This is a genomic window from Variovorax sp. W2I14 (genome assembly GCF_050435205.1).
Lineage (GTDB): Bacteria > Pseudomonadota > Gammaproteobacteria > Burkholderiales > Burkholderiaceae_C > Variovorax > Variovorax paradoxus_C.
The window spans coordinates 3583650-3606146 of record NZ_JBNDJX010000001.1; the positions used below are offsets into that span (position 1 = coordinate 3583650).

General features: G+C 66.5%; 19 protein-coding genes. 13 read left to right on the forward strand and 6 right to left on the reverse strand.

The features are described 5' to 3' along the window. Positions 1-38 precede the first annotated feature (38 nt). Positions 39-1061: an adenosine deaminase gene (locus QF040_RS16765; RefSeq protein WP_429612009.1), complete on the forward strand. Its 1023-nt coding sequence runs from the start codon at positions 39-41 to the stop codon at positions 1059-1061. A 77-nt stretch (positions 1062-1138) separates the two neighbouring features. Further along, positions 1139-3079: a penicillin-binding protein 2 gene (mrdA, locus tag QF040_RS16770; protein ID WP_429612010.1), complete on the forward strand. Its 1941-nt coding sequence runs from the start codon at positions 1139-1141 to the stop codon at positions 3077-3079. Between the two features lie 99 nt (positions 3080-3178). On the opposite strand, the gene QF040_RS16775 is transcribed toward mrdA, so the two are convergent. After that, complete coding sequence (locus QF040_RS16775) at positions 3179-4090, reverse strand: LysR family transcriptional regulator (protein WP_429612011.1); 912 nt, start codon at positions 4088-4090, stop codon at positions 3179-3181. A gap of 232 nt (positions 4091-4322) precedes the next feature. Then, entirely contained in the window at positions 4323-5636 is a 1314-nt protein-coding gene (locus tag QF040_RS16780) for an aspartate aminotransferase family protein (protein ID WP_429612012.1), read from the reverse strand. A gap of 96 nt (positions 5637-5732) precedes the next feature. On the opposite strand from QF040_RS16780, the gene QF040_RS16785 reads away from it, so the two are divergent. Both QF040_RS16785 and QF040_RS16790 read left to right on the forward strand, forming a co-directional pair. After that, the gene (locus QF040_RS16785; RefSeq protein ID WP_429612013.1) at positions 5733-6590 is read left to right on the forward strand and encodes a LysR family transcriptional regulator; all 858 of its coding nucleotides are present in this window, start codon (positions 5733-5735) and stop codon (positions 6588-6590) included. A gap of 211 nt (positions 6591-6801) precedes the next feature. Further along, positions 6802-9291, forward strand: coding sequence for a DUF6351 family protein (locus QF040_RS16790; RefSeq protein WP_429612014.1), 2490 nt, complete (start codon positions 6802-6804; stop codon positions 9289-9291). A 21-nt stretch (positions 9292-9312) separates the two neighbouring features. Here the strand turns inward: QF040_RS16790 and QF040_RS16795 are convergent, their stop codons facing one another. Together QF040_RS16795 and QF040_RS16800 are read right to left on the reverse strand one after the other, a co-directional pair. Continuing rightward, positions 9313-10782, reverse strand: coding sequence for an MFS transporter (locus QF040_RS16795; protein ID WP_429612015.1), 1470 nt, complete (start codon positions 10780-10782; stop codon positions 9313-9315). A 75-nt stretch (positions 10783-10857) separates the two neighbouring features. Next, positions 10858-11244, reverse strand: coding sequence for a hypothetical protein (locus QF040_RS16800; RefSeq protein ID WP_429612016.1), 387 nt, complete (start codon positions 11242-11244; stop codon positions 10858-10860). A gap of 116 nt (positions 11245-11360) precedes the next feature. Here QF040_RS16800 and QF040_RS16805 point away from each other — a divergent pair, with 116 nt between their 5' ends. Beyond that, the gene (locus tag QF040_RS16805; protein ID WP_429612017.1) at positions 11361-12287 is read left to right on the forward strand and encodes an AraC family transcriptional regulator; all 927 of its coding nucleotides are present in this window, start codon (positions 11361-11363) and stop codon (positions 12285-12287) included. A 9-nt stretch (positions 12288-12296) separates the two neighbouring features. On the opposite strand, the gene QF040_RS16810 is transcribed toward QF040_RS16805, so the two are convergent. After that, complete coding sequence (locus QF040_RS16810) at positions 12297-13343, reverse strand: extracellular catalytic domain type 1 short-chain-length polyhydroxyalkanoate depolymerase (RefSeq protein ID WP_429612018.1); 1047 nt, start codon at positions 13341-13343, stop codon at positions 12297-12299. Between the two features lie 52 nt (positions 13344-13395). After that, positions 13396-14319: a polyphosphate kinase 2 gene (gene ppk2, locus QF040_RS16815; RefSeq protein WP_013543028.1), complete on the reverse strand. Its 924-nt coding sequence runs from the start codon at positions 14317-14319 to the stop codon at positions 13396-13398. Between the two features lie 157 nt (positions 14320-14476). On the opposite strand from ppk2, the gene QF040_RS16820 reads away from it, so the two are divergent. The 8 genes from QF040_RS16820 to QF040_RS16855 all read left to right on the forward strand — a co-directional run bounded on the left by QF040_RS16820 (position 14477) and on the right by QF040_RS16855 (position 22486). Beyond that, positions 14477-16111, forward strand: a complete 1635-nt coding sequence (locus QF040_RS16820; RefSeq protein WP_429612019.1) for an inorganic phosphate transporter — start codon at positions 14477-14479, stop codon at positions 16109-16111. A 9-nt stretch (positions 16112-16120) separates the two neighbouring features. Continuing rightward, positions 16121-17170 carry a transporter gene (locus tag QF040_RS16825; RefSeq protein ID WP_429612020.1) on the forward strand — a complete coding sequence of 350 codons (1050 nt, stop codon included), beginning with the start codon at positions 16121-16123 and terminating at the stop codon, positions 17168-17170. 97 nt (positions 17171-17267) lie between these two features. Beyond that, a complete protein-coding gene (locus QF040_RS16830) occupies positions 17268-18125 on the forward strand; it encodes a 3',5'-nucleoside bisphosphate phosphatase (RefSeq protein ID WP_013543031.1) in 858 nt (285 codons plus the stop codon). After that, on the forward strand, positions 18122-19099 hold the full coding sequence (locus QF040_RS16835) for a DMT family transporter (RefSeq protein WP_013543032.1): 978 nt from the start codon (positions 18122-18124) through the stop codon (positions 19097-19099). Before QF040_RS16830 ends, QF040_RS16835 begins: the two co-directional genes overlap by 4 nt. A 16-nt stretch (positions 19100-19115) precedes the next feature. Next, complete coding sequence (locus QF040_RS16840) at positions 19116-19751, forward strand: L-threonylcarbamoyladenylate synthase (protein WP_013543033.1); 636 nt, start codon at positions 19116-19118, stop codon at positions 19749-19751. Between the two features lie 46 nt (positions 19752-19797). Next, a complete protein-coding gene (locus QF040_RS16845; RefSeq protein ID WP_429612021.1) occupies positions 19798-20472 on the forward strand; it encodes a site-2 protease family protein in 675 nt (224 codons plus the stop codon). A gap of 12 nt (positions 20473-20484) precedes the next feature. Further along, positions 20485-21816 (forward strand): tryptophan--tRNA ligase, encoded by a 1332-nt coding sequence (locus tag QF040_RS16850; RefSeq protein ID WP_429612022.1) that lies wholly within the window; start codon positions 20485-20487, stop codon positions 21814-21816. A 73-nt stretch (positions 21817-21889) separates the two neighbouring features. Next, the gene (locus QF040_RS16855; RefSeq protein ID WP_013543036.1) at positions 21890-22486 is read left to right on the forward strand and encodes a LuxR C-terminal-related transcriptional regulator; all 597 of its coding nucleotides are present in this window, start codon (positions 21890-21892) and stop codon (positions 22484-22486) included. Positions 22487-22497 lie beyond the last annotated feature (11 nt).

The following is a 22497-nucleotide window of genomic DNA, read 5'->3' on the forward strand; positions in this document are numbered from 1 at the left end:
GTCACCCGAGCGATCGCCCAGACACCCGAATCCCGGACATGACCGACCGCGCCCAATTCATTCGACACATTCCCAAGGCGGAGCTTCACATGCATCTCGAGGGCAGCATCGAGCCCCAGATGATGCTCGGCCTCGCCAAGCGCAATGGCCTCGAATTGCGCTGGCAAACCGCGGATGCCCTCCGCAGCGCCTACGAGTTTTCGAGCCTGCAAGACTTCCTGAACCTGTACTTCGAAGGCTGCAAGGTGCTGGTGCAGCAGCAGGATTTTCATGACATCACGCGTGCCTATCTGCACAGGTGCGCCACGGACAACGTGCTGCATGCCGAGATGTTCATCGGCCCGCAAAGCTTCACCGAACGGGGCGTGACGATCGAATCGCTGATGGCGGGTGTACTTGGTGCGATGGACGATGCGCGCCGGGAAGACGACGTCAGTTCCGGCCTTCTCATCAGCGCCCATCGCCACCGAACGCAAGCGGATGCCCTTGCGCTCCTGGACAGCATCGCCCCGTGGCAAGACCGCATTGCGGGCATCGGCATGGGTGGCCCCGAAGTGGGAAATCCACCTTCGAAGTTCATCGACTTCTTCGCCGAGTGCAAGCGCCGCGGGTTCAAGACCACCATTCACGCCGGAGAAGAAGGACCGGCTGCCTACGTGCGGGAGGCCGTCGAACTGCTGAATGTCGATCGGATCGATCATGGCAACTCCGCCTTGGACGATCCTTCACTGGTCGAATTGCTGAGAGTGCGAGCCATCCCCCTGACCGTGTGCCCGCTGTCCAACCTCCGTCTGAAAGGCGTGAGTTCGCTCGCGCAGCACCCGTTGCGCGAAATGCTCCGGAAGGGCTTGTTCGCGACGGTGAATTCAGACGATCCGCCCTACTTCGGCGGTTACGTCAACGAGAACCTGATCGAAGTCCAGCGCAGCCTCGACCTCACCCGCGACGACATCGTCACGCTGGCGAAGAACAGTTTCCGCGCTGCATTCATCGACGAGCCAGAGAAGACGCGCTATCTGTCTCGCATCGATGCATACGCAGAACAGAACCCACAGTTCTGAAAGCCGCGCACTGCTCGGCAGCGCGTCACACCTCTCGCCGAACTTCCTGCATCGCCCGCTTGGGGCGGGCGCATCGCATGTCCATGCACAGCTTTTCTCATCCGGGCGCCGAGTCAGCCCAGTTTCAGCGGCGCGTCGCCGTCGCGCGCGCAGTCACCCTGATCTGCTTCGGCTTGATCATTGCGCGCCTGTTCTACCTGCAGGTTCAGGAGCACGCGTCTCTCAGCGCCAAGGCCGAGCGCAACAGCACGGCCATCATTCCCATCCCGCCCGAGCGGGGGCTGATCTTCGACCGCCAAGGCGTGGTGCTGGCGGCGAACAAGCCCGTGTTCTCGCTCGAGATCACGCCAGCGAAGATTCAAGGTGATCTTGACCATCTGCTGAGCGACCTCGCCGGGGTGGTTCGAATCGAGGCACGCGACATCAGCCGCTTTCGCACGCTGCTGGCGGAATCGAAAGGGCTGAGTCCCATCCCGTTGCGCACCATGCTCAGCGAGGAAGAGATCGCGATCGTCTCCGCTCAACGCTTTCGTTTTCCGGGCGTGGAAATCAACGCGAGAAGTCTTCGGACGTATCCCTTCGGACAGCTTGCCAGCCACGCGCTGGGCTACATAGGCCGCATCAACGACGCGGACCGCCGCGCACTGGAAGACTCCGAGCCAACGCGCCAGAACTATCTGGGCTCGGACCACATCGGCAAATTGGGCATCGAGCAGCGCTATGAAACCCAACTGCACGGCACCACAGGATTCGAGAGGGTGGAGACCGCGGCGTCCGGCCAAGCCATGCGCAGCCTGTCGGTGCAAGCTGCCCGCGCAGGCCAGGGCGTGCAACTGGCGCTGGACCTTCAACTGCAGCGGCTCATCGAGCGCCTGCTCGGGAACCGCCGCGGTGCGGCGGTGGTCCTGGATCCGCGCAACGGCGATGTGCTGTCCTTTGTCAGCACGCCGACGTTCGATCCCAACATCTTCGTGACCGGGGTCGATCGAGACACGTGGAAGACCTTGAACGAGTCAACCGACCGTCCGCTGCTCAACCGCGCGTTTCGCGGCACCTATCCGCCCGGATCGACCTACAAGCCATTCATGGCCATGGCCTCACTCGAACTCGGCAAGCGCGCCCCGGGCGTTCTCATCAACGATCCCGGCTATTGGGATTTCGGCAATCACCGATTCCGAAGCCACGAGGGGGGTCTCGGTCCGATGAACCTCTTCACCAGCCTGGTCTATTCAAGCAACGTGTACTACTACACGCTGGCCAATGAGATGGGCGTCGAGACCATCCACGATTTCATGTCGCCCTTCGGCTTCGGACAGCTGACGGGCATCGATCTTGATGGGGAAGTGCGCGGCGTGCTGCCCAATCAGGCGTGGAAGCGAAAGGCCTATCGCACCGCGGCGCAGCAGAAATGGCAGGCTGGCGAGACGATCTCCTTGGGCATCGGCCAGGGGTACGACAACTTCACCATCCTGCAGCTTGCGACCGCCACGGCCGCGTTGGCGAACAACGGTCTCCTCCATCCGCCGCGGATGGCGACGGGCCTCGAAGATCCCGACACGCATGCGATCCATCCCATCGCACCGCCAGTGCCGCGCGACCTGAAGCTGCGACCCGAGAACCTCGCGCTCGTACGCGACGCGCTCATCGGCGTGACGGTGCAGGGCACCGCCAGAAAGGCATTCCTGGGAGCGAAGTACGTCAGTGCCGGAAAGACCGGTACGGCGCAAGCGGTGACGATCAAGCAAGGCCATCGCTACAACGCCGCGAAGATGCAGGAACAGGAGCGCGATCACGGGCTCTACATGGGCTTTGCGCCCGCCGGCGCACCGCGCGTGGCGGTCGCGGTGATCGTAGAGAACGCAGGAGGAGGCGGCCAAGTCTCCGCGCCCATCGCGCGGCGCATCTTCGACTACCTGCTCGAAGGCGAATATCCCAGCGAGGAAGACATCGAAGCTGTGCAACAGGGCATCGGCACCACACCCCGTGGCAAGCCAGTGCGCCTGGAAGACGTGCGCTGACACCAGGGGATGGCGTTTCATCCGGACGACGCACCCGCCTCGGAGCCTGTGTCTGCCCGAGGGCATCGAGGGGCGCTGGCCTGGACAACGATCCGGAAATCAGTCGTCCGCGGTGGCGCGCCGCACGGCCTCTTGCAGATGCTCGAGAAAGATGCGGACTGCGACCGGGAGATTGCGGTCCGTGTGCACGCAGATGTTGAGCGGCCATTTCTCGACGCCCTTGCCCCGCAGGGGCACGTACTTGAGGCCGCGTGGAGGCTTCGGACCCCCGAAGTATTTGTTGACGATCGCGACGCAAAGACCTGCGGCGGCCGATGCACGCATCAGCTCGAAGGAGTTCGTCACCATGACGCCGCGCGGCTTGATCTTCGCCTTTGCGAACATCCTCACATAGCTGCCGCGGATGGTCAGTGTTTCATCCGGCAATGCCATCTCTTCATCGCCGCACTCGCTGATGTCGACGAAGGCGCGCTTGGCAAAGGGATGGCTACCGGACACCAGAAGGCATGGCTTGATGAACCGTTGCTCGACGACCGTGACGTCGAAAGTGTCGGGGCTGATGTACGACAGCGAGATGTCGAGCTCGTCCTTCGACAGCTGTTCCATCAGCTTGGCCCCTCCGGCCACCACGACCTCGAAATTGATGCCCGGGTACTGCGTATGAAACGTCCGCAGAAACTGCGGAAGAAATTCTCTCGTGAACGACTCCGAGATGCCCAGCCGCACCGTCCCGCGCTGCATCGTCTCGATGGACCGGATGTCCGTTCTGACCTGGTCAAGTCCGTTCTCGACACCGCGTGCGTAGACGAGCAATACCTCGCCCGCGGCGGTGAGCTTCATCACCTTCTGTCCGCGGTGCCGCTCGAAGAGCGGGCTGCCCAGGTCTTCTTCCAGCAGATGGATCTGCCGTGAGATGGCGGAGGCTGCAACATGCAGATCCTCCGCCGCGCGCCGGATGGATCCGACCCGCGCGACGCCTGCGAAGTAGCGCAATCCAGTGCTGTTGATCAAGAAAGAATCTCTGGCGATGGCCACGAGCTTTCGTGGCCTGCGAATCTTATACAGGACACAGCGCACGCCTTGTGCCGTGCGATGAGGATTGTCGACTCATCACCGCTGCGGGCGCGCGTCCACACGCAGCGCCCGCGGACATGTTCAGGCGCGATGGCCGAGACCGTCGGCAGCTTCCCTCCGCCTTCGAGGCAGTGCCCTGCGGCGCAGACGTGCTTTTTCTCTCCGCTTCCTACGCGCCCCGCACCGCCGTTGCGATCGCCTTGTCGAGCAGCTCCAGGCCCAGGTCGATCTCGCTGTCGCTGATCGTCAGCGGCGGCGCGATCCGGAAGACACCACCCATCGACGGGAGCTTCACGATGTTCATGCTCAGCCCGAGCTTCATGCATTCGCGTGTGACGGCCTCGCCGAGCTCGAAGGCGGGCTCGCGGGTCTCGCGGCTTGCGACGACTTCCAGGCCGAGCAGCAGGCCGCGGCCGCGCACGTCGCCAATGCATTCATGGCGCGACTGCAGCGTTTGCAATCCCTTTTGCAGGCGTTCGCCGGCGACGCGTGCGCGTTCGACCAGCCCGTCGCGCTCCACCACCTCCAGCACCTTCAGGCCGACTGCCGCCGGCAGCGGGTCGGAAACGTGCGTCGTATAGAACAGGAAGCCGCGCGCATGGGCTTCTTCCTCGATCGCGGCGGTCGTCACCATCGCAGCCAGCGGCAGGCCCGCGCCCAGCGTCTTGGAGAGCGTCAGGATGTCGGGCGCCACACCATCGCGCTCGCACGCGAACATCAGGCCGGTGCGGCCGACGCCGGTCTGCGCCTCGTCGAGGATCAAGAGCATGCCGCGCTCCTCGCACTTCTTCTTGAGCGCCGCCATGTAGCCCGGCGGCAGTTCGAGGATGCCGCCGCTGCTGAGGATGGGCTCGGCGATGAAGGCGGCGAGCGCGCCGGTGGACTGGCGGTCGACCTGCTCGAAGCCGTCGTCGAGTTCGCGGCGCCAATCGAGCGCGCCCTCCGCGGTCGTGAAGCGCGGGCGGTAGGCGTTCGGCGCCGGGATGGCGAACGAGCCTGCTGCCGCCGGACCGTAGCCTTTTCGCCCGGCGCTGTAGGTGGCCGCGGCCGCGCTGCCCGTCATGCCATGCCATGACTGCGTGAAGGCCACCACCTCGTGCCGGCCCGTGACGAGCTTGGCCATGCGCAGCGCCGCTTCGTTCGACTCCGCGCCGGTGCTCAGGAGCAGGCAGCGCTCCAGCCCGGGCGGCGCGTGCCGCGCGATTTCGGCGGCGAGCGCCACCACCGGGCGCGACAGCATGCCGCTGAAGAGGTGGTCCAGCGAGCGGATCTGCTCGGTGACCACCGCCACGATGTCGGGATGCGAGTGGCCCAGCAGGGCACTCATCTGGCCGGAGGTGAAATCGAGGATGCCGCGGCCATCGGCGTCGTAGACGAAGCAGCCCTCGGCGCGCTCGATGATCAATGGCTCGAAGCTGCCGCCGTAGCGCACCAGATGCTGCCTCGCCTCTTGCCAGAACCTGGGGTCGTCGTTGCTGCTCATAGGGATGCGTGCCGATCAAAATGACGCACATTACGCAGCGGCGCACCTGCCGGGAAGCGAATTGTTTTGACATCAGCTATCAGGAGAATTCATGCCGTGAGCCAGTCGCTGGACATCGACCTTCTGCGCAGCTTCGTCGCCATCGCCGAGACGGGCGTGCTGGGCCAGGCGGCGCTGCGCGTCGGGCGCACGCAGTCGGCGCTCAGCATGCAGATGCAGCGGCTCGAAGGCATCGTCGAGCAGCCGCTGCTGCACCGCACCGGGCGCGGCGTCACGCTCACCGCGACCGGCGAGCGGCTTCTCGTGCGCGCGGGCGAACTGCTGCGCAAGCACGACGAGGCGCTGGCCGAACTGCGCGGCGAGCAACTGTCCGGTGTGCTGCGCTTCAGCTGCCCCGACGACTATGCAGTCGTCTTCCTGCCGTACCTGCTGCAGAGCTTTGCGAGCCTGCATCCGCGCGTGCAACTGGAAGTGATGTGCGCGCCGACGCCGCGGCTGCACGAGCTGCTGGCGCGGCACGCGGTCGACCTGGCACTGGTGTCCGTGGCGGGTGATGCGACCGGCGATGACGTGATCCGCCGCGAGCCGCTGGTCTGGGTGGCGCACCGCGACGGCGCCGCCGCGTCGCTGGACCCGCTGCCGCTGGCGCTGGGCGCACCGGATGCGCTGGACCACCGGCTGCCGAGGCAGGCGCTGGAAGCCGCGGGCCGCTCCTACCGGCTCGCTTATGCGAGCAGCAGCCTCTCGGGCCTGGTCGGCATGGCGCGCTCGGGACAGGCCGTCATCGTGCTGACGCGCACGGCCGTGCCCGACGACCTGCAGATCCTCACGCCGGACCAGGGATTCCCCGAGCTGCCGAGCGTCGGCGTCACGCTGGCGTTCGACCGCGAGGCGCCCACGGCGTTGACGGCGGCGTTCGCGGCGCATGTCAGGAAGTTTCTTCCGGCGGCTTGAAGGCTTCAATCCGACGATGGCTTGGCCTGCGGGGCAACCTCTCGCCCCGGACAAACCCTCACGCGTCCCGAAAGTCATGCCAATGGCATCGTCGGGATAGGACGGGCGGCACCGAGTCATCCAAGAATCGCCACGTCCAAGATGCGCGCCGCCTCGTTCGGGCCGGCCGGCCCGAAGGGCGTGCGCTGCAGTGCAGGACCGGAGACAAACCATGACAAGAACGACGCGCGCGCCGATGCGCATTCCCGGGCAGATGTTCCTGGCCGGTTCGACGGCAAGCCTGTCCCTGCTGCTTGTTGCCTGCGGGGGCGGCGGTGGTGGCGGCGGCGGCTTCCCCTGGAACTTCGGAGATGGCGGTGGCGGTGGCGGTGGCGGTGGTGCTACTGGCCGCATGGAAGTGCGCACGCTGTCGACCCGCGCCGATCTGGTCAGCGGTGGCGATGTGCTGGTCGAGCTGGTTCCCGAAGGCGGCAATGCCGGCGGCCTCAAGGTCACGTTGAACGGCAACGACATCACCGGCGCATTCGCCAAGCGCGCCGACGGCCGCATCACCGGCCTTGCCGCCGGCCTGACGGTGGGACCGAACACGATCAAGGCGAGCACCAAGCAGAGCCGCGAAGCCACGCTGACCGTCGTCAATGCGCCGCGCAGCGGGCCGGTGCTGTCGAGCACGCAGTTCATGCCGTACGTCTGCGCCACGCCTGCGCCCACAACCGGCGCGGGAGCAACGCCCGCGTCGAACGCCAGCGGCCTCTCGGCCAACGCCACCGATGCGCAGTGCAGCATCGCCACCGAGTTCAAGCTGTTCTATCGCACGCTCACGCCGGTGACGGCAGCGCCGGGCGACGGCGGCTGCTCGTTCGTGCTGCCCGATCCGAGCCCCACCACGGTGGGCGGCCCGGTTCCGCCGACGCCGGCCAACTCGTGCCTGCAGCCGTATGTATCGGGCACCACGCCCGCATCCGCTGTCGCAAGTACCACCACCACGACCGGTGCGACAGTGCCGTACATCGTTCGCGTGGAGCGCGGCACCATCAACCGCGGCATCTACGACATCGCCGTGCTGTTCGACCCGTCCGCCCCCTGGACCGCAACCGCTCCCCAGCCGCAATGGAACGGGAAGCTCCTCTACTCGTTCGGCGCCAGCACGGGCTTTCCGCGGCTGCAATTCCGCTCGTCGCAGAACTGGGCAGACGATGCGGCGCTGTCGCGCGGTTTCATGGTCGTGGACAACAGCATGACCGACTCCAGGTTCAACGGAAACCGCTACCTGGCCGCCGAGACGGCGCTGATGATGAAGGAGCACATCATCGACAGCTACGGCGAGGTGCTCTACATGATGGGCAACGGCGGCTCGGGTGGCGCGATCAACCAGAACAGCGTGGCCTCGCTGCTGCCCGGCGTGATCGACGGCACGCAGCTCGACGTCGACTTCGCCGACTCCGAGACGACCGCGATGGAGGTGCTGGACTGCGTCCAGCTCGTCAACTTCTACCAGTCGCCCTCGTGGACGGCCTTGCAGGCGGGTTCGACCCCGGCACAGGTCGACGCGAAGAAGAAAGCGATCAACGGACACCTGGACCACACCGCCTGCCACGGCTGGTTCTCCTCCTTCGGCCGACTCCAGAAGGCCGGCAACTACACGCCGCTGGTCGTGGCCGACAACGCCACCGGCGCAATCGTGCCGACGGGCGCGCCGACCAACAACTGCCAGCTTCCGGCCGCACTGGTCTACGACCCCGCAACCAATCCCGCCGGGCCGCGCTGCGGCATGGCAGACGGCTCATCCAGTGTCTACGGCACGACGGCGAATGCGCTGGCGCCCGGTGGCGTGCGCGGGTTGAGCAACCTCGACAACGTCGGCATCCAGTACGGTCTCAAGGCACTGAAGTCGGGTGCAATCTCCGCCGAGGAATTCGTCACGCTCAACGAGAAGATCGGCGGTCCGGACACGGACGGCAATCCCTCCACCGCACGTGCCGTCGCGGATGCCGACTCGCTGTCGATCGCCTATCGAGCGGGACTCGTCTCGCCCGGCGGAAACCTCGCCAAGGTGGCCACGATCGACACTCGTACCTATGACGAGACCTACAGCCTTCCGCTCAAGAAACTCGGCATCCATCAGTACTGGCGCAGCTACTCGCAGCGGGCCCGCATCGATGCAGCGGCGGGCGGGCACGCGAGCCATGCCTTGTGGCGATTCGGCCCGGCGGGCGTGCCGCCTTCCGCCGGTATCGAATCGTTCCTCGCGATGGATGCGTGGCTCACGAAGCTGGCGATATCGAGCCCCAAGGAATGGACCAACGCGGAGCGCACCCAGCAGCAGGTGGCCGCCGCGAAACCGACGGCCGCTTCGGACCTGTGCTACCTGTCGGCCGACACGACGTTCTCGACGAAGGTGCGGGACATGGCGACCTGCGATGCCGATCCGGTGCTGCTGCCGCAAGGCTCGCCGCGCCAGGTTGCCGGTGGACCGCTGACGGAAGACATCCTCAAGTGCGAGTTGAAGCCGCTGGCCGCTTCCGACTATGCGCCTGTCGCCTTCTCGCCCAGCCAGTGGTCGCGTCTGCAGGCCGCCTTTGCGCAAGGCGTGTGCGACTGGAGCAAGCCAGGCGTGGGGCAGGTTCAGACGGTGGCGCCGATGACTTTCAGGGGCGGCACCGGCGGCAAGCCATTGGGGCCGCGGCCGGCGAGTTCGTGACCTTGGCGGTCGGCCGCGCAGTCAGTGCTGCCGCGCTGCCCTGCGATGCAGCACCGCCACCACCAGCGCCGACACCGTGAGATACAGCAGCGCAACACGGAGTGCGGCGTCGTAGCCGGCCGCATCCGGTGCGCTGCCCAGCCGGCCATAGAACAGGATGCCGATCAGCGCGACGCCCAGCGCGTTGCTGGCCTGCTGCACCATCGACAGCACACCCGACGCCACGCCCGCATGCTGCGGCGGCAACCCGGCGAGCACGGTGGACACCAGCGGCGCCATCACCATGCCGAGCCCCGCGCCTTGCACCAGCAGCAACGGCACCATCCAGGCGACCACATGCGTGTGGCCGGCCCATCCCGCCACGTTGACGAACTGCAGCGAATGGCCCGTCGCGAGCACGAGCGCGCCAAGGGCGATCGGCGGCTTGCCGCCGAAGTGGCGTGCCAGGCGCGCGCCGGCCATCGAGGTGACGAGGAAGCCGATTGCCAGCGATGTGAAGACGATGCCCGAGGTCAGCGGGTCCAGCGCCAGCCCTTGCTGTAGATAGAGGGCCATCACGAAATACAGCGAGGCGTTGCCCACGTAGAACGCCAGCACGGTGAGCAGCCCCATGACGAAACGGCGGTTCGCCAACAAGGCCGGCGCCACCAGCGGCGCGCCGCCGCGCGCAGCAAGCCGGCGCTGCTGGAAGCCGAACGCGGCCAGCAATGGCAGCGCGGCGGCAAGGCACAGCCAGCTCCACAGCGGCCAGCCTTGCTGGCGGCCTTCCACCAGCGGCAGCACCACCGCGACCGAGCCCGCGGCCACGAGCAGCATGCCGACCAGGTCGAGCTTGCTGTTGTGGCTGCCGCCATTTGCGGTCGGCGGAATCACGCGCGGTGCGAGCACCAGCGCCAGCAGACCGATAGGCACGTTGATGAGAAAGCAACTGCGCCAGCCGAGCCCCGCCAGATCCGCATGGATCAGCAAGCCTCCCACGAGCTGCCCCAACGTGGCACCGAGCCCCAGCGTCAGGCCGTAGGCCGCGAAGGCACGCGCACGGTCTTCGCCGGTGTAGGCCAGGCCGATCATCGCCAGCACCTGCGGCTGCAGCAGCGCGCCGGCCAGGCCCTGCAGAACGCGGGCCGCCACCAGCAGCTCGGCGTTGGGGGCGAAGCCACAGGCGGCCGACGCCAGCGTGAAGAGCAGCAGGCCGAGCATGAACATGCGGCGGCGGCCGAACATGTCGCCAAGCCGGCCGCCGGTGATCAGGCCGGCGGCGGTGGCAAGGCCGTAGCCGGCCACCACCAGTTGCAAGGTGGCGGTGCCGGCCTGCAGTTCGCGCTGCATCGAGGGCAGCGCGACGTTGACGATGAAGAAGTCCAGCACCACCAGGAAGGTGCCGCTGAGCATGACCCACAGGCCGAGCGGGCCGGGCTTTGTTGCAGCCCCGCCTTGAATGCCTGTGGAGGAAAGCGATGCTGCCGAAGCAGCGGGGCTGGAGGGGGTCATGATGGGCTCGAGTGTTGGGGTGATGGCGCGTGGCGGCAATGACCTCGAAGGTCATGGCCGGGTTTCTTCAGGCGATCAGACAGCGGGCGTGGGCAGGATGAACTGGTAGTCGATGGCGATGCGACCGTCCGGTGCCAGCACCAGGAACTCCAGCCCGAGTGCAGCCATGGGGCCGCCGGCGGCAGGGACCATCTGCCAATGAAACATCACGGCGTTGTGCAGCGCCTGGGCGTCGCCGGTGGCAACGAAGCGAAAGCCGGCGCCGCGCACGTTCTTCTCGTGCGAGCTGGTGACGCGCTGCTGCAGCGCCTCGTAGCCCTTGGCCTGCAGCGTGCGCACGTAGTGCTCGCCTTCGGGCACCCAAAGGCTGGCGATGGCGTCGCGGCGCGCGGCGGCATCGGTTTCGTTCCAGACCGCGACATAGCGGTCGGCAAGTTCGGCAAAAGCGGTGGTGGCGTTCATGGGTCTTCTCCAGTGCGGCGAAAGGGTGAGGCCGCAGTTTCTTCCGCTATCAATGGACAGTGAATGCCTGAAAGGCCGACAATCTTGTCCATTCGTCCACTTCTGCAGGAGCCTCCATGGACCCCCTCGACGATGTTTTCGCCGCCATGCGCGTGCGCAGCGCGGTGTATGCCCGCCTCGAAGCCGGTGCGCCCTGGGGCGTGAGCCTGGCCGGCGGAGAAAGCGCGCGCTTCGGCCTCGTGGTGCGCGGTGGCTGCCTGCTCGAAGTCGAGGGCGTCGACCAACCCGTGGCGCTGGCCGCGGGCGACTGTTATGTGCTGGCGCACGGCACGCCCTATGTGCTGCGCGACCATCCGGACACACCCACGGTGAGTTGCGTCTCGGTCGTGCGCGACCGCATCGGCGGCCTCGTGGAGCTGGGTGGCACGGGCATGACGGCTTCGGTGATCTGCGGCTGGTTCCACTTCGATCAGCGCGCCGCGCGACCGCTGCTCGACCTGCTGCCGGTGCTGCTGCACGTGAAGATGGAACGGGCACGCGCGCTCGCGCTGCAAGGCACGCTGCAACTGCTGGCGATGGAAACCAGCGAGCCCGGCCTGGGCTCCAGCCTGCTCGTGAGCCGGCTGGCCGACATCGTGTTCGTGCAGGCGGTGCGCGCCCACGTCGCGGCCCTAGACGAATCGCAGACGGGCTGGCTGGCCGCATTGGCCGACGCGCGCATCGGCCCGGCGCTGCGCGCCATGCACAAGGACATGGCACGCGACTGGACTGTCGAATCGCTGGCCGCTGCCGCGAGCCTGTCGCGCTCGGCCTTCGCGCAGCGCTTTCGCGAACGCGTGGGCCAGGCACCGCTGGAGTACCTCACGCAGTGGCGCATGTTCAAGGCCGGCAACATGCTCGGCCAGGGCAACGCGGCGTTGGGCACCATCGCCGGCGCGGTGGGCTACGAATCGGAAGCCGCGTTCAGCAAGGCCTTCAAGCGCGAGAAGGGCATGGCGCCCGGTGCATGGCGCGCGGCGGCGCGCGAAAGCGTCGCGGCCTGAGAGGCTTCTTCAGCCCGCCTTGGCCGCGTGCTTGAACTGCGTCATCGCAAACGCCCAGGTCATGCGCGTGGCATCGGGCCCGGCCGCATCGCTGAACAGCAGCTTCGACGCGCCGCCGCTCCACGCATGCCCGAGCCCCGCGATCTCGCACAGCGACACCACGATGCGGCCCTTGCGCTTGAAATCGGTCACGCGCATCGGGCGGCGCTTGCCGCGCTGCACGTCGCGCGGCAAGCCGGGCCGCGCGCCCATCGCCGTGGCCCACACGGCGGCGCTGTTGACGGCGTTGCTGGGCACCACCACCGCATCGGCATCGCCGTGCAGCACGAGCATCGGCGGCAGGGTCGCGAAGACGGCCGCGGCGCCCATCGCCTTGCCGACCGCGGTGACGGGCATCGGCGGCACGTTCTGGCCGCGCATCGCGCCGAGCGCTGTGGCCGACGACTTCGCGGCACCGGGCGCCACGCCCGAATGCATGACGACGGCGCGAAAACGCTGCGGATAGCGCGTGGCCACCAGCGCCGCCATGCTGGCACCGGCCGAGAGGCCGGCCAGCGCGACGCGCTCGCGGTCCACCGGATAGAGCATGCAGGCCTGGTCGACCGCGGCCATCAGCGTCGCGGCTTCGGCGTCGGCCTTGCCGGAGCGGCGCTCGTACCAGTTCCAGCAGCCTTGGGGATGCGCGAGCCGGTCCTGCTCGGGGTAGAGCACCAGGAAGCGCTGGCGCGCCGCCAGCGCATTCATGCGCGTGCTGGCCGCGAAGTCGCGGCCGGTTTGCCCGCAGCCATGCAGCATGACCATGAGCGGCAGCTTTTCGCCGGGCTTGAGCAGCAGGCCCGCGGGGCGGAACAGGTGATAGCCGCGCGCCCCGCCCGCACCGATCGCCATGCCGCTGAGCCAGTCGCCCTTGCCGGGCGGCGGCTTCAGGCGCTTGGCGGTCGCGCGCTGCACCTGGCCCGCCACGCGTTTGCTGTTGCCGAGCGTGATCTTGGTGAGCGCCTTCAGGTTGCGCTCATAGGCGCGGGCGAAGACGGAAGCGGTGGAACGACGGGCCATGGCGCAGTGTGCAGGCAAAGCGCCGGGCGGCCAAACGGCCGCGAAGCCCTCCTCAATAGATTTCCGGAACGATCATGTTGGCCGGCACAGGCTGGCGCAAGTAGTCGTCGTGCCGCACGCGCTCGGGCAGTTCGACCGGCGGATGCGCCACTTCCTGATACGGCAACTGGCCCAGCAGGTGGCTGATGCAATTCAGGCGCGCCTTCTTCTTGTCGACCGCCTGCACCACCCACCACGGCGCCTCGGGGATGTGGGTGCGCTCCAGCATGATTTCCTTCGCCTTGGTGTATTCCTCCCAGCGGCGGCGGCTCTCCAGGTCCATCGGGCTCAGCTTCCACTGCTTGAGCGGATCGTGGATGCGGCCGAGAAAGCGCATGTGCTGCTCGTCGTCCGTGATGGAGAACCAGTACTTGATGAGCTTGATGCCCGAGCGCACGAGCATCTTCTCGAACTCGGGCACGGTGCGAAAGAACTCCTCGTACTCGTCGTCGCTGCAGAAACCCATCACGCGCTCGACGCCGGCGCGGTTGTACCAACTGCGATCGAACAGAACCATCTCGCCGGCCGCCGGCAGGTGCGCCGCATAGCGCTGGAAGTACCACTGCGTGCGTTCGCGGTCGTTCGGCGCGGGCAGCGCGGCCACGCGGGCCACGCGCGGATTCAGCCGCTGCGTGATGCGCTTGATGACGCCGCCCTTGCCCGCCGCATCCCGGCCTTCGAACAGGATGACGACCTTCTGCTTGCTGTGCTGCACCCAGTCCTGCAGCTTGACCAGCTCGCCCTGCAGGCGGAAGAGCTCCCTGAAATAAGCCTGCCGGGCCGCCTTGTCGGTCGGGGTGTTGACGCTGGCGGCGTCGAGCCCGTCGATGTTGCGGTCTTCGATCTCCAGCTCGAGCTCTTCGTCGTAGCTGTCGATCAGGTCGCGGGCGATGCGTTGCATCAGGTCTTCGTGGTCTGGAAGTGCGCTCGTCAACATGATGAGGAAGAAATAAGTGGGAGGAAGAAAAAAGCATGCTGCACGCCCCATATGACTGCGGCGTGACGATTTGGCGGCGGGTTTTCGTAGGCCGACACGCCGTTGTCACATGCCACGAACACCATGGGCGGCCATTCCAACAGCAAAAAAATCGCCCATGAACACGCTCGCCGCCTCGACCACGGAGATGCCGGCCGCGCCCGCTGCGGCGCACCGGCCCAAGCTCGACGCCAAGCCCGGCCCGATCACGCTGATCACCTTCGTGGGCCTCCTGGCTGCCGGCCTGCTCTTCACGGCATGGAGCCTGGTGGGCGACGTCACGGCTTCGGGCGCGCCCACGACGACCTGGGTGCCCTATATCTTGTTGGGCGTGGCGTTGCTGATCGCGCTGGGCTTCGAGTTCGTCAACGGCTTCCACGACACGGCCAATGCGGTGGCCACGGTGATCTACACGCACTCGCTGCCGCCCAACTTCGCGGTGGTGTGGTCGGGCTTCTTCAATTTTTTGGGCGTGCTGGTGTCCAGCGGCGCGGTGGCCTTCGGCATCATCGCGCTGCTGCCGGTGGAGCTGATTCTGCAGGTGGGCTCGGGCGCGGGCTTCGCGATGGTGTTCGCGCTCCTGATCGCCGCGATCATCTGGAACCTGGGCACCTGGTGGCTCGGACTGCCGGCGTCGTCGTCGCACACGCTGATCGGCTCGATCATCGGCGTGGGCATCGCCAACGCGCTCATGCATGGCCGCGACGGCACCAGCGGCGTCGACTGGGCGCAGGCGACCAAGGTGGGCTATTCGCTGCTGCTCTCGCCGATGGTGGGCTTCGGCTGCGCGGCGCTGCTGCTGCTTGCGCTGCGCGCCTTCGTGAAGAACCGCGCGCTGTATGAAGAGCCCAAGGGCAGCACGCCGCCACCGTGGTGGATTCGCGGCCTGTTGATCCTCACCTGCACCGGCGTGTCGTTCGCGCACGGCTCCAACGACGGGCAGAAGGGCATGGGCCTGATCATGCTGATCCTGGTCGGCACGGTGCCGATGGCCTATGCGCTGAACCGCACGATGCCCGCGAACGAAACGGTGAAGTTCGTCGCCGTGGCCGAGATGACGCAGAACGCGCTCAACCGCAGCGCGCCGACCTCGCTGCCGGCGCTGGAGCCGGCCGCGGCGCGCGACGCGCTCTCCACCTATGTGCGCACCCGCGAGTTCAACGACAAGGTCGTGCCCGCGCTGGCCGCGACCGCCGGCAGCATCGGCGAGCAGGTGCGCAAGCACGGTTCCCTTGCGGCGGTGCCGGCCGAAGCCGTCGCCAACGTGCGCAACGACATGTACCTGGCCTCCGAAGCCATTCGCCACCTCGACAAGAGCGGCGCCGCGAAGTTCGACGACGAGACCAGGCTGCGCGTCGGCGCGTTCCGCCAGGAGCTGGACGACGCCACGCGCTTCATTCCGCTGTGGGTCAAGATCGCCGTGGCCATCGCGCTCGGCCTCGGCACGATGATCGGCTGGAAGCGCATCGTGGTCACCGTGGGCGAGAAGATCGGCAAGACGCACCTGAGCTACGCACAGGGCGCGTCGGCCGAGGTGGTGGCGATGCTCACCATCGGCGCGGCCGACATGTATGGCCTGCCGGTCTCGACCACGCACGTGCTCTCCTCCGGCGTGGCCGGCACCATGACGGCCAGCGGCTCGGGCCTGCAGATGTCCACGCTGCGCAACCTCGCGCTCGCCTGGGTGCTGACGCTGCCGGTGGCCATGCTGCTGTCGGGCTCGCTCTACTGGCTCTTCACCCGTCTTTTCTGATCACGCACCTTGTCGTCGGCATTCCATGATCTCGCCGCCCAGTCCTATGGCGGCGACGAAGCCGGGCTGATCTGCGGCTACCTTTTCGACGCTGCGGCGCCGGAGCCTGCGCGATCGATCGATTCGGCGCAGGCGGCGGCGTGGCTCGGCGCGCAGCCCGAAGACGCCGTTGTCGATGACGGCCATCGTGCGTACGTGTGGCTGCACTTCAACCTGAGCCATGCGCAAGCGGAGCGCTGGCTCGTGCGGCACGCGAATCTCTCCGACACCTTCTACGAAACGCTGCACGAAGGCCTGCCTTCCACGCGCATCGAACGTGCGGACGATTCGCTGATCGCGGTCATCAACGACGTGCACTTCGAGTTCAGCTTCGAGCCCTCGGACATCTCCACGCTGTGGATCAGCGTGGGCCCGCGCCTCGTGGTCACGGCGCGCACGAAGCCCCTGCGCTCGGTCGATGCGCTGCGCACGGCGGTGAAGGCAGGCGATGCGCCGCGCTCCAGCACCGAGCTGCTCGAGCACCTGCTGCGTGCGCAGGCCGACGTGCTGGTGAAGATCGTGCGCGGCGTCACTTCGCGCATCGACCGCATCGAAGACGAGTTGCTCGCTGGCCGCCTCGATCACAAGCGTGCGCGGCTCGGCGTGCTGCGGCGGTTGCTGGTGCGGCTGCAGCGCCTGCTGGCGCCGGAGCCGGCCGCCCTCTTTCGTCTGCTGCAGGGCCCGCCCGCCTGGATGGCCGAACCCGATGTGCAGGAGCTGCGCGGATCGACCGAGGAGTTCTCGGTGGTGCTGCGCGACATGCAGGCGCTGCAGGAGCGCATCAAGCTGCTGCAGGAAGAGATAGCAGCCAACGTCAACGAGGACAACAACCGCAGCCTCTTCGTGCTGACGGTGGTGACGGTGCTGGCGCTGCCAATCAACATCCTCGCGGGCCTGTTCGGCATGAACGTGGGCGGCATTCCGCTCGCGGAGCACAAGCACGGGTTCTGGATCGTGGTGGCGATCGTTGCGAGCTTTACCGCGGTGGCGGCGTGGGCCGCATTCCGCAAGAAGCGCTGAGCCGCATGCGGCGTCACGTTAATGCTATTTATTTAGTAGCGTCTTAGGCAGCATCCATGCGCCCGCATCGGTGATCCAGACCCCCTAGAATGGCGGGGTGTCCTCCATTCTCAATGCCGATCTTCACTGCCATTCCGTGGTCTCCGACGGCACATTGACGCCCGAAGCGCTGGCTGCACGCGCAGCCGCCAACGGGGTCGAACTGTGGGCCCTCACCGATCATGACGAGGTTGGCGGCCAGCACCGCGCAGCCGCTGCGGCACGCGAAAACGGCATGCGCTATCTCACCGGCACCGAGATCTCGGTGACCTTCGCGAACGAAACCGTGCACATCGTCGGCCTGGGCTTCGACCCCGACGACGCCGCGATGACCCAAGGCCTCTACGACACGCGCGGCGGCCGTGGCAAGCGGGCGCAAGAAATGTCGGAGGGGCTGGCCAAGGTCGGCATCCACGGCGCTTATGAAGGCGCGCTCAGGTTCGTCGGCAATCCCGAATTGATTTCGCGCACGCACTTCGCGCGCTTCCTCGTCGAGCAAGGCCACTGCCGCGATACGCCCGAGGTGTTCCGCAAGTTCCTCACTGAAGGCAAGCCCGGCTACGTGCCGCACCGCTGGGCCTCGCTGAAGGACGCGGTGCACTGGATCACCGCCGCCAAGGGCATGGCCGTGATCGCGCACCCTGGCCGCTACAAGTTCACGGCCAACGAGGAGTACGCGCTGTTCCTCGAATTCAAGGCGCATGGCGGCCGGGCGATCGAGGTCGTCACCGGCAGCCACACCCCGGCCGAATATGTCGAGTACGCCGACAAGGCGCTCGAGTTCGATTTCGCCGCATCCCGCGGCAGCGATTTCCACAGCCCCGACGAGAGCCACTGCGATCTCGGCAAGCTGCCACCGTTGCCTGGCGCCCTCACGCCGGTGTGGGAACTGCTCGGCCACCGCATCCAGCAGTGAGCCAGAGCCCAGGGCCCGGCATCGACAGCGCGGCCGGCGCTGCACTCGCGAATGCACGCGCCGCGCAGCAGACGAGCCGCAGCAAGGAATCCGAACGCATCCTCGCGGGCATCGGCCTGGTGCTCGTCGCGGTGGCCTGCTTCGCCACGCTCGACACGGCCACCAAGGCGTCGACTGCCGGCGTGCCGATCTTGATGGGCGTGTGGTTCCGCTATGCCTTCCAGGCCGTCGCCACCACCGCGGTGCTGCTGCCGCTTCACGGCACGGCGCTGCTGCGCACCCGGCATCCGCGCTACCAGTTGCTGCGCGGTGCGCTGCTGCTGGTGTCGAGCACGCTGGCCTTCCTGAGCCTGCGCTACATGCCGCTGGCCGAGTTCACCTCGATCGTGCTGATCGCCCCGCTGGTCATCACGCTGCTCGCGGCGACCACGCTCAAGGAATATGTCTCGCCGCTGCGCTGGGCCCTGGTGGCGGGCGGCTTCATCGGCACGCTGGTGATCCTCAGGCCCGGCGGTGAAGCCTTCAGTTGGGCGATCCTGCTGCCGATCGGACTGGTGCTGACCAACGCCTGGTTCCAGGTGCTCACCAGCAAGCTCGCGCAGACCGAGAACCCGCTCACGATGCATTTCTATACCGGCTGGGTCGGCGCGCTCATTGCGTCGCTCGCGCTGCCCTTCGTGTGGACCGCCCTGCCCTCATGGGAATGGTGGGCGCTGCTGTGCCTCATGGGATTCATGGGCACAGTGGGTCATTTCATATTGATCCTCGCCTATCAGCGCGCGCCGGCCTCCACGCTCACGCCGTATTTGTATGCACAGATCGCCTTTGCCATGCTGGGCGGCTGGCTTGTTTTTTCGCAAGTGCCCGACCGTTATTCGCTCATCGGCATTTCGATGATCGCGGTCTGCGGCGCCGCCGGTGCGTGGCTCACGGTGCGGGAGCGCCGCGTGCCCATCGAACCGGCGGAATCCTGATCAGGAGATAGTTTTCATGGCCCAGTACTTCGAAGTCCATCCCGAGAACCCGCAGCAGCGGCTGCTCAAGCAAGCGGTGACGCTGCTCGCGCGTGGCGAGATCGTGGCCGTGCCCACCGACTCCAGCTACGCGCTGGCCTGCCACCTCGACGACAAGGACGCCGTCGACCAACTGCGCCGCATCCGCCAGGTCGACGAAAAGCACCACCTGACGCTCTTGTGCCGCGACCTGAGCGAGCTGGCCAATTACGCACGCGTCGACAACAAACAATATCGCTTGTTGAAGGCCGCAACGCCCGGCCCCTACACCTTCCTGCTCGAAGCCACGAAGGAAGTGCCGCGCCGCGTGAGCCATCCGCAGCGCAAGACCATCGGCCTGCGCGTGCCCGATCACAAGGTGCTGCTGGAACTCCTCGCGCTGCACGGCGCGCCACTGCTGGCCACCACGCTGATCGCGCCCGGCGAGACCGAGGCGTTGAACGACGCACAGACCATTCGCGAGCGCTTCGAAAAACAGATCGGCGCGGTCATCGATGCCGGCGCCTGCCCTTCGCAGCCGACCACCGTGGTCGACCTCACGCCCATGGGCACGGGCGACGATCCGGTCGTGGTGCGGCAGGGACGCGGAGCGCTTGCGGTGCTCGGTCTCTGAAAGAAGTTGGGACCGATAACTAATGCACGTCTGACACAATCGCCCAGTGGATATTTCCAATCTCATACAGACCGTACTCATCTACGCACTGCCCGTGATCTTCGCGATTACCGTGCACGAAGCGGCCCATGGCTATGTGGCCCGGCACTTCGGAGACAACACCGCCGAGGTGATGGGCCGGGTCACCCTCAATCCAATGAAGCACATCGACCCCATCGGGACCATCCTGATGCCGTTGATGCTGTACTTCGCGACCTCGGGCGCCTTCCTGTTCGGCTATGCGAAGCCGGTGCCTGTGAACTTCGGGCGGCTGCGCCATCCCAAGCGCGACATGATCTGGGTGGCGCTCGCGGGCCCGGTGTCGAACTTCATCCAGGCCATCCTCTGGGCATTGCTGTTCGTGGTGCTGGTTGCGGCCGGTTTCGACAATGAAAACTTTTTCATCCAGATGGCGCGTGGCGGCATCCTGGTCAATCTCGTGATGTGGGCCTTCAACCTGTTTCCGCTGCCTCCGCTCGACGGCGGCCGCGTGCTGGCAGGTCTGCTGCCCAGCGGGCCCGCACAGAATTTCCTCGCGCGCATCGAGCCCTACGGCTTCTTCATCGTGATGGCCCTGGTCATTGCAGGCGTCGTCAGCACCTACTGGCTGCGCCCCCTGATGGACGTCGGCTACTTCGTCATCAATCTCATCATCACGCCGCTCAAGGCATTGCTGCTCTAAGTCTGTCGTTTCATGGCCTCGTCTTCTTCCGCTCCGCTGCGCGTCCTGACCGGGATCACCCCGTCGGGCACGCCCCACCTCGGCAACTACGTCGGCTCGATCCGCCACTCGGTGCGGCAGAGCGTCGCGCCCGGTGTCGAGAGCTTCTTCTTCCTGGCCGACTACCACGCGCTCATCAAGGTGCAAGACCCGGCCGTGATCCAGCGCTCCACGCTCGAGATCGCCGCGAGCTGGCTCGCCTGCGGGCTCGACCCGGAGCGCGTGACCTTCTACCGCCAGTCGGACATCGCCGCGATTCCCGAGCTCACCTGGTTCCTCACCTGCGTCACCGGCAAGGGTGTGCTCAACCGCGCGCACGCCTACAAGGCCCAGCTCGACAAGAACATCGCCAAGGGCGAGGACCCCGATGCCGACGTGACCGCCGGCCTCTTCATGTACCCGGTGCTGATGGGCGCGGACATCCTGATGTTCAACGCCCACAAGGTGCCCGTGGGCCGCGACCAGGTGCAGCACATCGAGATGGCGCGCGACATGGCGCAGCGCTTCAACCACCAGTACGGCGAGCACTTCACGCTGCCCGAAGCCGAGATCGACGATGCCGTTGCCACGCTGCCCGGCCTCGATGGCCGCAAGATGAGCAAGAGCTACGGCAACACGATCCCGCTGTTCGCGTCGCGCGCATACCTGCAAAAGCAGATCGCCAGCATCGTGACCGACTCGCGCGCGCCCGGCGAGCCCAAGGAAACAGAGGGTTCCGCGCTCTTCCAGATCTACCAGGCCTTTGCCGATGCCGACGAGACCGAGATGCTCCGCAAGGCCTATGCCGACGGTATCGGTTGGGGCGATGCCAAGCAATTGCTGTTCGAGCGGATCGAAGTCGAAGTGGCACCGCTGCGAAAGCGCTACGAAGCACTGATGAGCGACCCTGCGGAGATCGAGCGCATCCTGCTCATCGGCGCCGAGAAGGCCAGCGCGCTGTCGCAGCCTTTCATGACGCGCCTGCGCCATGCGGTGGGCCTGCGCAACCTCGCGGCGGGCCGCGACAAGGGCAGCGCCAAGGCGGCCAAGGTTGCGAAGCCCAGCTTCAAGCAGTACCGCGAACGCGCCGACGGGCTCTTCTATTTCAAGCTGCTCGATGCGCGCGGCGAAACCCTGCTGCAGAGCCGTGGATTTGCTTCGCCGCAGGAAGCCGGCCGTACCATCGCGCTCCTGCAGGCCGAGCGCGATGCGGCACTGGCGACGCTGGCCGCGCAGCTCGAGCCCATCGACACAGAACAATCACGCGCCGTGACAGAGGCGCTGGAGGCATTGGCGGAAGCAACGACCACCACAGATGGAAGTTGAACCGGCAAGGGCCCATCGGCTTATCCGCCGGTGAGCGACGAGAGAAGACGGTGCGATCACAAAGGAAGAAAACATGAGCATTTATGTCATCGACGACCACCCCCTGATGCGCGACGCGATCGTGATGGTGTTGCGACGCCTGCGACCCGCCGAGAACATCGTCGAGCTCGAGCGGCTCGACAAGCTCGCGAGCTCGGTGCAGCAGCGTGGCGCGCCCACCCTCTTTTGCCTGGACCTGAAGCTTCCGGACACGAATGGCGTCTCGGGCGTGATCGCGGTCAAGCAGGTCTATCCCAACGTGCCGATCGCCGTGTATTCGGCGGCACCGGCCGCGGACATGGAAGACGCCTGCATCGAAGCGGGTGCCGACACCTACATCGAGAAGTCGGCCAGCTCCAATGAATTGGCAGCCGCCCTGCGCGGCCTGCTGATGGCGGGCTCCGAAGAGGCCGACGAGCCGCCGCTTGCGAGCAGCAAGCTCTCCAAGCGCCAGACGCAGCTGATCGCCATGCTCGACAAGGGCATGAGCAATCGCGACATCGCGACCGACCTGGAAATCAGCGAACACACGGTGAAGGTTCACCTGTGGCGCCTGTTCCGCCGGCTCGGTGTGAAGAGCCGCACACAGGCGCTGCACTACGCGCGCACCAACGGTCTGCTGTCGGGCTGATCCCGGCGAGA